The organism is Actinopolymorpha cephalotaxi, assembly GCF_013408535.1.
Classification (GTDB): Bacteria; Actinomycetota; Actinomycetes; order Propionibacteriales; family Actinopolymorphaceae; genus Actinopolymorpha; species Actinopolymorpha cephalotaxi.
In genome coordinates, this window is record NZ_JACBZA010000001.1 from 4,967,506 (window position 1) to 4,980,850 (window position 13,345).

General features: G+C 71.5%; 12 protein-coding genes. 2 read left to right on the top strand and 10 right to left on the bottom strand.

Going from position 1 to position 13,345, the window contains the following annotated elements:
• The first annotated feature begins 49 nt into the window (after positions 1-49).
• Complete coding sequence (locus FHR37_RS21920; RefSeq protein WP_092882301.1) at positions 50-313, top strand: DUF2795 domain-containing protein; 264 nt, start codon at positions 50-52, stop codon at positions 311-313.
• 116 nt (positions 314-429) lie between these two features.
• Here FHR37_RS21920 and folE read toward each other — a convergent pair whose 3' ends face one another.
• The 6 genes from folE to dacB all read right to left on the bottom strand — a co-directional run bounded on the left by folE (position 430) and on the right by dacB (position 8,386).
• Positions 430-1,026: a GTP cyclohydrolase I FolE gene (folE, locus tag FHR37_RS21925; protein WP_456237030.1), complete on the bottom strand. Its 597-nt coding sequence runs from the start codon at positions 1,024-1,026 to the stop codon at positions 430-432.
• 134 nt (positions 1,027-1,160) lie between these two features.
• A complete protein-coding gene (ftsH, locus tag FHR37_RS21930; protein ID WP_092882300.1) occupies positions 1,161-3,185 on the bottom strand; it encodes an ATP-dependent zinc metalloprotease FtsH in 2,025 nt (674 codons plus the stop codon).
• A gap of 425 nt (positions 3,186-3,610) precedes the next feature.
• A complete protein-coding gene (gene hpt / locus FHR37_RS21935) occupies positions 3,611-4,180 on the bottom strand; it encodes a hypoxanthine phosphoribosyltransferase (protein WP_202884550.1) in 570 nt (189 codons plus the stop codon).
• Positions 4,181-4,250: 70 nt separating this feature from the next.
• Entirely contained in the window at positions 4,251-5,267 is a 1,017-nt protein-coding gene (gene tilS / locus FHR37_RS21940; RefSeq protein WP_092882299.1) for a tRNA lysidine(34) synthetase TilS, read from the bottom strand.
• Positions 5,268-5,307: 40 nt separating this feature from the next.
• A complete protein-coding gene (locus FHR37_RS21945; RefSeq protein WP_237768659.1) occupies positions 5,308-6,513 on the bottom strand; it encodes a zinc-dependent metalloprotease in 1,206 nt (401 codons plus the stop codon).
• Positions 6,514-6,631: 118 nt separating this feature from the next.
• Positions 6,632-8,386: a D-alanyl-D-alanine carboxypeptidase/D-alanyl-D-alanine endopeptidase gene (dacB, locus tag FHR37_RS21950; RefSeq protein ID WP_175542408.1), complete on the bottom strand. Its 1,755-nt coding sequence runs from the start codon at positions 8,384-8,386 to the stop codon at positions 6,632-6,634.
• A gap of 247 nt (positions 8,387-8,633) precedes the next feature.
• Here dacB and FHR37_RS21955 point away from each other — a divergent pair, with 247 nt between their 5' ends.
• Positions 8,634-9,125, top strand: coding sequence for an inorganic diphosphatase (locus FHR37_RS21955; RefSeq protein ID WP_092882296.1), 492 nt, complete (start codon positions 8,634-8,636; stop codon positions 9,123-9,125).
• Between the two features lie 79 nt (positions 9,126-9,204).
• Here the strand turns inward: FHR37_RS21955 and FHR37_RS21960 are convergent, their stop codons facing one another.
• The 4 genes from FHR37_RS21960 to FHR37_RS21975 form a co-directional block, all read right to left on the bottom strand.
• Positions 9,205-10,071, bottom strand: coding sequence for an SAM hydrolase/SAM-dependent halogenase family protein (locus tag FHR37_RS21960; protein WP_092882295.1), 867 nt, complete (start codon positions 10,069-10,071; stop codon positions 9,205-9,207).
• Between the two features lie 21 nt (positions 10,072-10,092).
• Entirely contained in the window at positions 10,093-11,472 is a 1,380-nt protein-coding gene (locus FHR37_RS33255) for a C40 family peptidase (protein ID WP_092882294.1), read from the bottom strand.
• 314 nt (positions 11,473-11,786) lie between these two features.
• Positions 11,787-12,578 (bottom strand): phytanoyl-CoA dioxygenase family protein, encoded by a 792-nt coding sequence (locus FHR37_RS21970; RefSeq protein ID WP_092882293.1) that lies wholly within the window; start codon positions 12,576-12,578, stop codon positions 11,787-11,789.
• Positions 12,579-12,722: 144 nt separating this feature from the next.
• Complete coding sequence (locus FHR37_RS21975) at positions 12,723-13,274, bottom strand: MarR family winged helix-turn-helix transcriptional regulator (RefSeq protein WP_092882292.1); 552 nt, start codon at positions 13,272-13,274, stop codon at positions 12,723-12,725.
• Between the last annotated feature and the right edge of the window lie 71 nt (positions 13,275-13,345).

A 13,345-nucleotide genomic window follows, 5' to 3' on the forward strand; every position in this document is an offset into this window, starting at 1 on the left:
AGCTCGAAAGGGCGGCGGAGATTCCGGCCGCCCACATGAAAGGAGAGTCATGAGCCCCGCCACCGCCGACGTCACCGTCACCCCCACGGCCGACGTCGCGCCCGCCGAGCCCGTCACCCGGGTCGAGATCCTCGAGATCCTCGACGACGCGTTCGCGACCGGCCCCGCCTCCCGTGGTCAGCTCGTCCAGACCGCACGTGCCCAAGGTGCCCGGCGCGAGGTCGTCTCACTGCTGGAGCAGATCCCCGACCGTTCCTACCTCCACCAACGCCAGTTGTGGGTGCACATGCCGCACGTCCCGGTCGGGTTGTAGAGCGAGGCGCGAAGTACGACGGCGCCGGCGGCTCTCCCTGCCAGGAGGGCCGACGGCGCCGCTCGGGGGCCGATGCCGTGACCGCTCCCGGGGTTCGCTCCGGTGCGGAGTTCCGCTCAGGCGCCGATGATGAGGCTCATCGCCTCGGCCCGGGTGGCCGGGTCGCGCAGCTGACCACGCACCGCCGACGTCACGGTCTTCGCGCCCGGTTTGCGGACGCCCCGCATGGTCATGCACAGGTGCTCGCACTCGATCACCACGATGACGCCGCGCGGGGACAGGATGCGCAGCAACGCCTCCGCCACCTGGGTGGTCAGCCGCTCCTGCACCTGTGGCCGCTTCGCGTACACGTCGACCAGCCGGGCCAGCTTGGACAGGCCGGTGATCTGCCCCTCGGCGTTCGGGATGTAGCCGATGTGCGCGTTGCCGGTGAACGGCACCAGGTGGTGCTCGCACACCGACCACACCTCGATGTCCTTGACCAGCACCATCTCGTCGTGGCCGAGGTCGAAGGTGGTGCTCAGCACCGACTCCGGCGTCATCCGCAGGCCGGCGAACATCTCGGCGTACGAACGCGCCACCCGGGCCGGGGTGTCGCGCAGCCCTTCCCGGTCGGGGTCCTCCCCCACCGCGAGCAGCAGCTCACGGATGGCCCGCTCGGCCCGGCCGTGGTCGAACGGTGGAATCTCGGCCGGGGCGTGCAGATCTGTCACGTCAGTCACGCCCGTCGCGTCTGCGGTCACGGCAGTCCTGTCGTCGGTCTCTGTACGTCGTGGGTCTGTACGTCGTGAGGTTTCGGTCGCCGGTCGTCGCCGGTCGTCGTCGGCCCGTCGATCCCGTTCGGACCTCACGACGGCTCGGCGTGGTCCCCCGGAGTCGGGCGTCCGCCCTGCACGTCCGACTCACCCTCCGGCGACGGCGCGATCACCAGGCCACCCTCGGGCTGGTTGCCGTTGGGCGACAGCGTCACCTTCGGCGCGTCGACGGGCGGGATCTCCGACGGACGGCGGGTCGGCGACCCGGTCCAGGCGGGCCGGATCGGACGCCGGCGGATCGGCTGGAAGACGGTCTCGATCTCGCCCTTGTCCAGGGTCTCGTGCTCGAACAGCTCCAGCACGAGGCTGTCCAGGACGTCGCGGTTCTCGACCAGGATGTCGAACGCTTCCTGGTGCGCGTTGTCGACCAGGCGGCGGACCTCCTCGTCGACCAGGGCGGCGACCTCTTCGGAGTAGTTGCGCTGGTGACCGATGTCGCGGCCCAGGAACGGCTCGCCGTTGTTCTCCCCGAACCGGATGGCGCCGAGGCGTTCGGTCATGCCGTACTGCGTGACCATCGCCCGGGCCAGCGCGCTGGCCTTCTCGATGTCGTTGGAGGCGCCGGTCGTCGGGTCGTGGAAGACGAGCTCCTCGGCGGCCCGGCCGCCCATCATGTAGGCGAGCTTGTCCAGCATCTCCGACCGGGTGGTGGAGTACTTGTCCTCGTCCGGCAGCACCATGGTGTAGCCGAGTGCCCGCCCGCGCGGAAGAATCGTGACCTTGTGCACCGGGTCGGTGCCCGGCAGCGCCGCCGCCACCAGAGCGTGTCCGCCCTCGTGGTAGGCCGTGATCTTCTTCTCCTTGTCGCTCATCAGGCGGGTGCGCTTCTGCGGGCCGGCGATCACCCGGTCGATGGCCTCGTCCAGCGCGTCGTCGTCGATGAGCTTCTTGTTCTGGCGGGCGGTGAGCAGCGCCGCCTCGTTCAGCACGTTGGCCAGGTCGGCACCGCTGAAGCCGGGCGTGCGCCGGGCCACCGCCATCAGGTCGACCTCGGTCTGCATGGGCTTGCCGCGCGCGTGCACCTGGAGGATCTTGTTACGGCCGATCAGGTCGGGCGCCTCGACGCTGATCTGCCGGTCGAAGCGGCCCGGGCGCAGCAGCGCCGGGTCGAGGATGTCGGGCCGGTTGGTGGCCGCGATCAGGATGACGCCGCCGCGTACGTCGAAGCCGTCCATCTCGACCAGCAGCTGGTTGAGGGTCTGCTCGCGCTCGTCGTGACCACCGCCGAGACCGGCGCCGCGGTGGCGGCCCACCGCGTCGATCTCGTCGATGAAGACGATGGCGGGCGCGTTGGCCTTGGCCTGTTCGAACAGGTCGCGCACCCGGGAGGCGCCGACACCGACGAACATCTCCACGAAGTCCGAACCGGAGATGGAGTAGAAGGGGACTCCCGCCTCACCGGCGACAGCGCGGGCCAGCAGTGTCTTACCGGTGCCGGGCTGGCCGTAGAGCAGGACACCCTTGGGGATCTTCGCTCCCACGGCCTGGAACTTCGCCGGCTCCTGCAGGAACTCCTTGATCTCGCCGAGTTCCTCGATCGCCTCGTCGCAGCCGGCGACGTCGTTGAAGGTGGACTTCGGGGTGTCCTTGCTGATGAGTTTGGCCTTGGACTTGCCGAAGTTCATCACCCGGCTGCCGCCGCCCTGGAACTGGTTCATCAGGAACAGGAACAACAAGGCGATGAGTACGAACGGCAACAGGGTCGACAGCAGTGACCCGAACAGGCTGGGCTGGGCGATCTCGACGTTGTAGCCGTCGGTCAGCTGCTTCTGGTCGGCCTTCTGCTGGAGCAGCTTCTGCAGCTCGAGGTCCTGGCCGTTCACCCAGGCGGCACGCAGCTTCTTGCCGTCCTTGGTGGTGATCCGGATCTCCTGGTCGGTGCCGCCCACGATGACGGCGGAGGCGACGCGGTTGGACCGGATCTGGTCGACGACCTTGTAGGTGTCCTCCGCCTGGAAACCGCCCGATCTCGAGGCGATTTCACCGACGAACAGGATCGCGATGATGAGTACGGCGATCCAGAAGATCGGCCCGCGGAAGAATCGCTTGACGTCCATACTCCCGGGGCTTTAGGCCCCGTCCCTCCTGCTCATCGTTCCGCATCGCCAGGGGGCGGTGCGGTGCTTCGGAACGACCGTCCCTCGAACGGTGATCGCACCGCTCTTGCCCCACGGCGTGAGGAAAGTACGACGGTACACCGGCCGGTTGGCCGACACACCACGGCGTACTCTGGCCCGTCTATCTCAACAGACGCAACGTCGCAGGTCAGGTCGAGTGTTCCCAGCAGCACCCGTTAGTGGTGCGGATCCGGGCAAACGTCCCGGACCGGCACGCCGTGCGACGTGCCGACCTCGTGCGGTCGTGGCGACTGCTCCAGGTCGAACCTCCTTCGGCGCCTCTCCTACCCGATGCCCGCCAGGCCGACTGCTCAGTCCGACTGCTCAGGCCAGGTCCGGTCCGAGCGGTTCGGGCCCCGGTGGGCTCAGTCGGAGTACACGTGCGGCGCGAGCGTGCCGACACAGCGCAGGTTGCGGTAACGCTCGGCGTGGTCCAGGCCGTAGCCGACGACGAACTCGTCGGGAATGTCGAAACCGACATACTTCACCGACACCGCCATCTTGGCCGCCTCCGGCTTGCGCAGAAGGGTACAGATCTCCACCGACGCCGCACCCCGGGACCGCAGATTGGCCACCAGCCAGGACAGCGTGAGCCCGGTGTCGATGATGTCCTCGACGATCAGCACGTTGCGCCCGGTGATGTCGGTGTCGAGGTCCTTGAGGATGCGCACCACACCCGAGGAGCGCGTGCCCGAGCCGTAGGAGGAGTACGCCACCCAGTCCATCTCGGCGTGCCGGGTCAGGGCGCGGGCGAAGTCGGCCATCACCATGACCGCGCCCTTGAGTACGCCGACGAGCAGGAGCTCCATGCCGTCGTAGTCGCGCTCGACGGCGGCGGCGAGTTCGAGGATCTTGCTCTGGATTTCCTCCTCGGTGAGGAGGACGGCCTTCAGGTCCTGACTGATGTGCTCGGGGTCCACCGCGCAGCTCCGCATCTCGAACCGGGCATCTGGCAGCAGCGTGCCACACCTGCCCGGGCGTACGGACCCGCACCCCGCGCCCGTGTCACCGCTCCCGCCGCAGCCGGATCTCTCCGTCACGCCGGGTGATCCGGACGTCGCCGGGCACCTCCACCCACGCCTGGCCGTGCCAGTCGGTGACCAGGGCGTCGAGCGCGGCGAGGTGGCCCGCGGTGAGGTCGGTGCCGGGGCTACCGGCGGCCAGGGCCGCGCGCCGCAGCACCCGGCGCCGGATCGCCGCCGGCAGCGCGGCGAGCACCTCGACCTCGAGCACGACCGCCGCGGCGCCGGCCGCCGGGCCGGGCGTACGGCACTTGGCGTACGCCTCGTCAGCCGCCTCGTCCAGCGCGTCGGCGTCGTCGCGGAGCAGGTCACCGGTGCGGGCCAGGGCGGCGGCGACGCCGGGGCCGAGTTCGCGTTCGAGCACCGGCAGCACCTGGTGGCGGACGCGGGACCGGGTGTACGCCGGGTCGGTGTTGTGCGGGTCGGACCAGAACCGCAGCCCCTCCGCCGTACAGGCCGCCTCGGTGGTGGCGCGGGTCAGGCCGAGCAGCGGACGGCGGTAGCGGCCGGCACCACTCCGGGACATGGCGCCACCGGGCGACATCCCCGCCAGCGACCGCGTACCCGAACCGCGGGCCAGGCCGAGCAGCACGGTCTCGGCCTGGTCGTCGAGGGTGTGCCCGAGCAGGACGGCGGCCGCGCCGTGCCGGTCGGCCACCTCGTCCAGTGCGGTGTAGCGGGCCCGGCGGGCGGCCGCCTCGGGCCCGCCGGCCCGTTCGACGCGTACGGTCGCGGTCTCCACCGGCGCCAGGCCGAGGCCGAGCAGGAACTCCTCGACCGCGGCGGCGCGCTCGGCCGAACCGGCCTGCAACCCGTGGTCGACCGTCACCCCGCCCGCGGACCAGTCCGCCCGCGCGGCCTCGAAGGCGGTGGCGGCGGCCAGCGCGGTGGAGTCCGCGCCGCCGGAGCAGGCCACCAGCACCCGCGCCCCCGGTGGGAGGTCGGCGAGCGCCCGGCGGACCGCCAGCCGGACCGACGCGACGGCGGGGTACGGCCCCATGGATCAGCTTCCGGTCAGGTGTGGGTCAGGTGTGGGCGAGTCAGTTCGGGAAGCCGTGCACCCGCCGCACCCACGCGTCGGGGTCGGTGATCTCGGCCTTGGTCGGCAGCGCGTCCGGCCCGGACCAGACCTGGTTGAAGCCGTCCTGGCCGACCCGGCTGACGACGGTGCGCACGAACGCCGCGCCGTCGCGGTACTGCCGCAGCTTCGCGTCCAGGCCGAGCATGCGCTTGAGCAACTGGTCGAGCCAGTTGCCGCCGCCCCTGCGGTGCTGGAAGCGGTCGCGGATGGTGGCGACGGACGGGATGACCTCCGGGCCCACGCCGTCCATCACGACGTCGGCGTGGCCCTCCAGCAGGGACATGACGGCCGTGACCCGGTCGAGCACCTCCCGCTGTTCCGGGGTCTGCACCAGGTCGAGGAACGAGACGTTCTGGTCGCCGCCACCCCGGGCCATCCGGCCGACCTGCTCAAGCCCCTGCCGCAGCTGGCCGAACACCGCGCTCGGGTCGAGGTCGGTGTGCTCCAGGAACGACCTGATCTGGCCACGCAGATGGTCACGCAGCCACGGGACTGCGGTGAACTGCACCCGGTGGGTCTCCTCGTGCAGGCACACCCACAGGCGGAAGTCGCGCGGGTCGACCTCCAGCTCGCGTTCGATGTGGGCGACGTTGGGGGCGACCAGCAGCAGCCGGCCCACCGGCGGCGCCGTCGCCAGCTCGGAGGAGTGGCCGTCGGGGCCACCCGAGGGATCGACGAACGTGCCGGTGCCCTGGGGTCGGTCGGCGCTGTGCCGCGGCTCGGGCACCGTCGCCGGGAGGTCGTCGGACCAGAACGGGTCGAACTGCCCGAGCACCTTGCTGGAAAGGAACGCCAGCAGGGCGCCGGTCTCCACCCCGGTCACCCGTGAACCGAGGGCGCCCATCGGCGAGTCCGCCCCGCGCCGTTCGGCCAGCTTCTCGGCCAGCGGCTCGAGGATCTGGCGGAACGCGTCGACGTTGGCCTGGGTCCAGCCGGCCCGGTCGACCACGACGACCGGAGCCCTGGCCCCGGTGGCCTGCAGCCCGGTGTAGGCGCGCACGTGTCCCTCGGCCTGCTGGGCGAACTCGCGAAGGTCGGAGACCACCTGCCGCGCCTCGTCGACGCTGACGTCGGGTCCGGGTCGGAGAAGACGGCGTGCGGTCGTGAGAGCGAGGTCCCAGTCGACCATGGAGTCGATGCCGTCAGCTGCCTCGGTTTGACTCATTCCCCCACCGTACGCGCTCCCGCCGACCGTCCAGCGATCGATGCGAAACCTCCGGGCCGGGCCGGGGCGGGTCCTCGAGGGTTGGACCCGCGCCGTTCCGGGTGTACCTGGGGGTCCGTCAACGGCAACCGCAGTCGGCGAGCTCGGCCACCAGGGCGTCGATCGCCGTGTGCGGGTCGTATTTGGTGGCCTTGTCCGACATCACGGCGAAGGCCAGCGTGGCGCCGTCCTTCGTGGTCGCCAGACCGGCCAGCGAGGACACTCCGCTCAGCGTTCCGGTCTTGGCCCGGACCAGGCCCACACCGTCCGACCCGCCGAAGCGCCGGGCGAGGCTGCCGGTGAAGCCGGCGATCGGAAGGCCGGCGAGGACCGGGCGCAGCTTCGGGTTCTGGGACCGGGACGCCACCACGAGGACCTTGGTGAGCACGTCGGCGCTGATCCGGTTGTGCCGGGACAGCCCGCTTCCGTCGTACAGCGAGATCTTGTCCGCCCCGGCGACACCGAGCCGGGTGAGCTCGGCCTTGACCGCCGCGGCGGCTCCGGCGAACGTCGCCGGCTTTCCCGAGGCCACCGCCACCTGCCGGGCGAGGATCTCCGCACCGTCGTTGTCGCTGACCAGCAGCACGTGTCCTACGAGGTCCGCCAGCGGCGGCGACTGGACCGAGGCGACGGTCGCGGCCTTGGCCGGTGCCCGACCGTGGCTCGGCTCTCCCGTCACGGTGATGCCGTTCTTGCCCAGCGCGGCGACGAACGCGTCACCGGCCACCACCGCCGGATCCTTGGCCCGCGGCAACCGGGAGGGCCAGGACAGCTTGTTCTCGTCCACCCACAGCGCGGAGATCCGGGCCACCACGCCGGTCGGGACGTACTGCGCCTCCCACTTGGGGTTGACCTGCTCGGAGAACAACGAGTCGTCGACGCGTACGGACACCGACGTGGTGCCGGCGGCCCGCAGCGCCTTCGCGGTCCGGGCGGCGAGGCTGTCCACGGTCGGGGCGTCGCGGAAGCTGTGCGCGGGATCGGCGATCCGGCTCCGGGCGGCGGCGGTCGCCAGGGACGGGTCGCCGCCGCCGACCAGGACGATCTGCCCCGGCTTGGCACCGCGGACCACCTTCGTGGTGAACCGGTGGTCCGGACCGAGCAGGCCGAGCGCCGCGGTGCTGGTGAGCAGCTTCGTGGTGGACGCCGGGATGAAACCTGCCGACGGGTCCTTGCCGTACAGCAGCCGGCCCGAGGTGACGTCCCGGATGGCGACCGAGGTGGGCTGCTTGGCGAGTTCGGGTACGCCGAGCTCGCGCTTCAGGGCCGCCGCCAGACCGGCGGCGGTCGGCAGTGTCCCGCCGGGCGGTGGCAGGACGGCCCGGGCGGGCGCCCGGGTGGATGTCGGGGTCGCCGTCGGCGAGGACGCGGAGGTGGTACGGCCCGAGCCGGGCGACGTGGCGACGCCGGCCCCGGAGCCACCCAGGCGTACGGCACCGGTCGCCACCACCGTGACGCCGGCAACCACCAGGGCACAGACCACCAGGATCGCCACCCCCGCAGCGGTCAGACGCCGGCGGGGGCCGGGGACACCACTGTCGATCAGGGACCGGCCGGTGCCCGCGTGACCGCTGCCCGCGTCGCCGGTGCCGGTGCCGGACCTGCCGGTGCCCGAGTCGCCGGTGGCCGGGTGGAGCGGGGCCGCCGGCGTAGGGTCGGTGTCCCGTGGCCGGTCGCCCTCGGCGTCCTGGGCGCGCTCGGTCTGACGCCTCCGGCGCTCGTCCGCCCACCAGTCGGGACTCGGGTCGGGGCTCGGGTCGCGGCCGGCCCCCTCGCGACCCGGCCCCTCCGGCTCGTCACCGTGGGAACGCCTGTCGTCTCGTCGATCCGGCACGTGTCGTCCCTCCCCGATCCGCCACGAAAGCCCACCGTCCAGATACCCCGACCTGCCGGGTGACCTTACGTGTCGGACAGCACGGACCTGCCGATGCCTCCCCCGGCTCACTCCGGCCGGCCCCCGTCCGGAGGGGCGATCGTCACTGATCGGGCGTCCCTCGACGGGCACCGAACGCCCTGCCACCGTCGACTCCGCACGTGCGGGACACTGTGCGGGCAGGTCCTTAAGACGAAAGGCAGGCGTTGTGGACGTCGACGTGACGATCGAGATCCCCAAGGGTCAGCGCAACAAGTACGAGATGGATCACGTGACAGGTCGAATTCGGTTGGACCGGACGCTGTTCACGGCGACGCAGTATCCGGCCGACTACGGCTTCGTCGACGACACTCTCGGCCAGGACGGCGATCCGCTCGACGCCCTTGTCCTGCTGCAGGAGCCGACCTTCCCGGGCTGCCTGATCCGTGCCCGGCCGATCGCGATGTTCCGGATGCGCGACGAGAAGGGCCGCGACGACAAGGTCCTGTGCGTCCCGTCCGCGGACCCGCGGCTGGCCCACATGGAGGACATCGAAGACCTGCCGAAGTTCGACCGGCTGGAGATCCAGCACTTCTTCGAGGTCTACAAGGAACTCGAGCCCGGCAAGTCGGTCGAGGGCGCCACCTGGGTGGGCCGGGCCGAGGCCGAGGAGGAGATCAACGCCTCCATCCAGCGCGCGAAGGACAACGGCGGCCACTGAAGATCATTGACCTCCGCCGGCCTGCACTGACATGCGGTGGTGCCGCCGGCTCCGGGCGGTGACGTTCGGAGCCGGCCGCTCACGCTTCCGTCGGCGCGGCGACGGTGATCACGGCGCCGCCGCGCACCCGCAACCGGGCCGCCGCCGAACCCTCGTTGACCGCCAGTGCGAGCCGCCGGTCGGAGTCCAGGTAGGCGAGGAGCTCACCGGCCGGTACGTCGCCGAACGCCCGGCCGACCCGCGCGCGGTCGCGTACTCCGCCCGGCGCGCCCGGCTCCCCTGGCTCACCCGCGCGTGCCGGTCCCGGCCCGGTCACCTCGATGTCAACCCAGCCTTGCGCGGCCCAGTCGCGCAGGACCACGAGGTCGTCCTCGTCTCCTGCCAACTGCACGTTGCCGTAGTGGTCGACGTACGTCACCTCACACGTGAGTGACGTGGCGGTTCTGGTCCGGCCGGGTGCGGGCAACCGCACCAGGGAGCCGGCCGCCACCTGGTCACCCACCTCGCCGAGCGCACCGCCCGCGGCGAGGAACGCCCCGACCGGCATGAAGACGTCCCGGCCGTGGAACGTCCGGTCGACGGCCGGCAACCACAACGTCGTGTTGGTGAGCGCGTAGGCGTCGGACACACCGCCGAGCACGTCCGCGGCGGGTGGCAGCAGGCCGTTGTCCGGCCCGACCAGCACGCTCGTTCCGGCCCGCAGCGCCAGCCCCCGGCGGGTCGTACCGACTCCCGGATCGACGACCGCGACGTAGACCGCCGGCGGCAGGTGCCGGGCCACCCGCGCCAGCACCACCGATCCGTGGCGTACGTCCTGCGGCGGCACGTCGTGGGTGAGGTCGAGCACCCTGGCCGACGGCGCCCGCGTCGCGGCCACCCCGTGGCAGACGGCGGCGAAGCCGTCCCGCGTGCCGTAGTCGGTGAGAAAGGCGATCAGGTCCGGCATGCTCGCCGATTGTGCCGGGGCTCAGCGCGGTCGGGCGAACTGGGTGGGCCTGCCCATGTAGAACATCGACTTGACCTCGACGCCGCGACCGGGGCGCGGCGCCTGCACCATCTCGCCGTTCCCGATGTACATCGCCACGTGGTAGATCGTGTTCGAGTCGCGCGGGTTGTTGGCCCAGAACAACAGGTCGCCGGGGCGCAGTTGGCCCAGCCGGACCTTCCGCGACTGCCAGTACTGACCGCGGGCGAAGTGCGGCATCGAGATGCCCGCGTGCTCCCAGGCCCGCATGGTCAGTCCCGAACAGTCCCAGCTGCCCGGCCCGTCGGCGCCGAAGACGTACGGCTCACCGACCTGCCGCAGCGCGTACTCCACCGCAAGCTCGCCTTGACGCGACGACCCGCCGCCCTTGCCTGGCGAGGATCCGCCGTCGTATTTCCGACTGCCGCCACCGTTGTCGCCGTCGTCCTTCTTGTCCCTGCGATTCTCGTTGCCGCCGCTCTTTCTGCTGCTGCTGCCGCCGCCGTTGTCGTCGGCACGGCCCTGGTCGCGCTGGCGGCGGGCACGCTCGGCCTGTTCGGCGCGGCGACGTGCTGCCTCCGCGCGCTGACGGGCCTGTTCGGCCAGCCCTGCCTGACGTTTCGTGGCCAGGTCGGTGGAGACGTTCTGCAGTGCGGCCAGCCGGGCGACCAGAGCGGCCTTCTCGGCCTCGATCGAACCGACGGCCCGGGTCTGGGTGGCCAGGGCGGCCTCGGCCTGCCGCCGGGCCCGGTCCGCGTCCGCTGCCCGCCGGCGCTCGACGCCCGCCGAGGCGGTCGCCTCCTGCGCGAGCACATGGGAGACCGCCTGGCTGGCGCGCAGCCGTTGGTAGGCGTCGTTGGCGGAGGTGGAGACCATCGACGCCGTCGACGCGCGGTCCAGCATGGTGCGCGGACCGTCGGCGTCCAGGTAGGCGACGATCTCGGTCAGCCGGCCGTCCTGGCTGTAGTCGGCCACCGCGAGGCCGGCCACCTCACGCCGGCGTTGCTCGACCTGACGACGTGCCCGGTCCGCCCGCGCCGCCGCGGCAGCAGCCGCCTGGCCGGCTTTCGTACGACCGAAGACGGCGGTGTCGTACGCCTCGACGGCCATCTGCGCGGCGACGTCGAGCGCACGCATCCGGGCATCGGCCTCGGCGAGCCGGGCCTGCACCTGACCGACGTCGGCCGCCGCGTCCGCGGCCCGGCCGCGCGCCACCTCCACCTGGTGCCGGCTCGGAATGCTCTGCGGGTCCGGGGGTTCGGCCGCCGCGGGAACGGCGGTGGCCACCACCGCCACACCGACCAGCAGCGCGAGCGCTTCCCGTACCCTCCGGGCCGGCCGTGACGAACACGGGCCGGACGACTCCACGTCGGGTGGCTCCACGGCGATTCGCCTCCTCGCGGCGGAAGCGGCGCCCCCACCAGAGAACAAACAACACCTGCCGCTCGGAAGGTACCTATCCGAGGGAGGCCGCGAAACGCCTTTGCCTGGTCAAGGTTGGCCAGTCCGGTCACCACGGCGAATAGACGCGGGAAAACACTCGGATGGAGGCGTCCCCGGCATTCGGGAATGGGCCGACCTCGCGAACACGAAAGCACCGGAAACATATTCGTACGACAGCCGGCTTCGCACCACAGAAGCCGTCCGACGAAATTAAAGCGGACCCGCCGAAATGCCCTACTGGTGAAGGGAATTCGTCATGCGCCCGGGCGCGGGAACATCTCTCCGTCCAGCGACTGACCGGCGGTGAGACCGAGCGGCTCGGTCACCGGGTGGGGCGCGCCGGAGAACTTTGTACCGGCGTCCATGTAGATCGCCACGTGCGCCAGCCGCGCCAGGTCGGTCCGGTTGGGGGTCGCCATGTGGCCGGTGTAGCTGCTGTGGAAGGTGCAGTCGCCGGCCTTCAGCGGAACCGTCACCCGCGGCACCCAGCGAAGCGACGGGTCGAGGTCGAACAGGTCCTCCTCGTCGCGGAGGTTCTGCGGGCGGAACCCGGTGAGTTCCTGCGTGCCGGGCAGAAAGGTCATGCAGCCGCGTTCGGGTGGCACGTCGACCAGCGCGATCCAGGCCGACAGCGAGTGGCGGTCGCCGTCGTGCGGCCAGTACGGCCGGTCCTGGTGGAACTCCGTCGCCGCCTCGTTGTGCGGCTCCTTCACCAGCATGTGGTCGTGCCAGATGCGCAACGGAATTCCGGCGAGCTGCTCGGCCACACCGGCCAGTCGCGGGTGCAGGGTGAGCTCGCTCATCGCCGGGTCCTGCCGCCAGACGTTCACCAGCTGGGTGAACACCTGGTCCTTCGCGAGGCTCTCCGACCGGTGCGCCTGCAGGAAGCGTTCGGCCGCGCCGCGGAAGTGCTCGGCCTCGGCCTGGTCGAGGACGCCGCGCACCCGGACGAAGCCGTCGCGGCGGTACCGCTCGATCAGGCCGGGTTCGAGTCGACCTGTGCTGTCGACGTCGCTGCGCCATTCGAGTACGCCGCTCGTCGTCATGGGATGCCGCCCCCTCGTGGGTGGTCGCCGGTGGTCGGGTGCTCGACGTCTGGCGACGATCCTGGCACGAGTACGCACCGGTGCCACCCGCCGTGGGTTCGCTGGGCCGCACCCGGCCAACCCGGCCGTTGCGAAGTCCTCGGATCAGGTGCCGACGTGGGTGGGCGGCAGCTCGCCGACCCGCTCCCGGACGTCGCGCAACAGCAGCCGGAGCAGCTCGGCGAGCGTCTCCCGTTGTCCGGCGTCGAGGCCGCCGAGCAGTTCGACCTCCTGGCCGAGCACGAGGTCGACGGTGCGCTCGACCGTGGCGTGTCCCTGCCGGGTGAGCTCCACCCGCACGGCCCGGGACCCCGGCCCGACGGGCCGCCGGCGAACCAGGCCCTGTCGTTCGGCCCGGGCCACCCGCTGCGAGACGGCCCCGGCGGTGACCAACGTGCGTTCGGTGATCTCGCGGGTGGTGAGGGTGTACGGCGGGCCCGCGCGCCGGATGGTGCTCAGCAGGTCGAGAGTCGCCGCGTCCACCCCGGCCGCGGCGAGGACGCGGCGGCGGTTCTCACCGAACGCCTTCGCCAGCGCCCACACCCGGGAGACGACCCCGATGGACCCGACCGGCGTGCCGGGGCGTTCGCGTTCCCAGGCCGTCGCGATCCGCGCCGCCAGGTCGTCGTCCTCGCGGGGCACCTGTTTCTTCGCCATCGATCCTCCCGGCTTGACGTCCGGGTCCCGTCCCGGCGTACGTTTAGACCTAAACGTACGCCTTCCGAAGG

Bases quoted from the DNA above. Each gene is read 5' to 3' on its own strand.
- FHR37_RS21920 (WP_092882301.1), top strand. From the start codon at position 50: ATGAGCCCCGCCACCGCCGACGTCACCGTCACCCCCACGGCCGACGTC.
- FHR37_RS21960 (WP_092882295.1), bottom strand. From the start codon at position 10,071: ATGCCGGACCTGATCGCCTTTCTCACCGACTACGGCACGCGGGACGGC.
- FHR37_RS21975 (WP_092882292.1), bottom strand. From the start codon at position 13,274: ATGGCGAAGAAACAGGTGCCCCGCGAGGACGACGACCTGGCGGCGCGG.
- ftsH (WP_092882300.1), bottom strand. From the start codon at position 3,185: ATGGACGTCAAGCGATTCTTCCGCGGGCCGATCTTCTGGATCGCCGTA.
- tilS (WP_092882299.1), bottom strand. From the start codon at position 5,267: ATGGGGCCGTACCCCGCCGTCGCGTCGGTCCGGCTGGCGGTCCGCCGG.
- FHR37_RS21970 (WP_092882293.1), bottom strand. From the start codon at position 12,578: ATGACGACGAGCGGCGTACTCGAATGGCGCAGCGACGTCGACAGCACA.
- FHR37_RS21945 (WP_237768659.1), bottom strand. From the start codon at position 6,513: ATGAGTCAAACCGAGGCAGCTGACGGCATCGACTCCATGGTCGACTGG.
- hpt (WP_202884550.1), bottom strand. From the start codon at position 4,180: ATGCGGAGCTGCGCGGTGGACCCCGAGCACATCAGTCAGGACCTGAAG.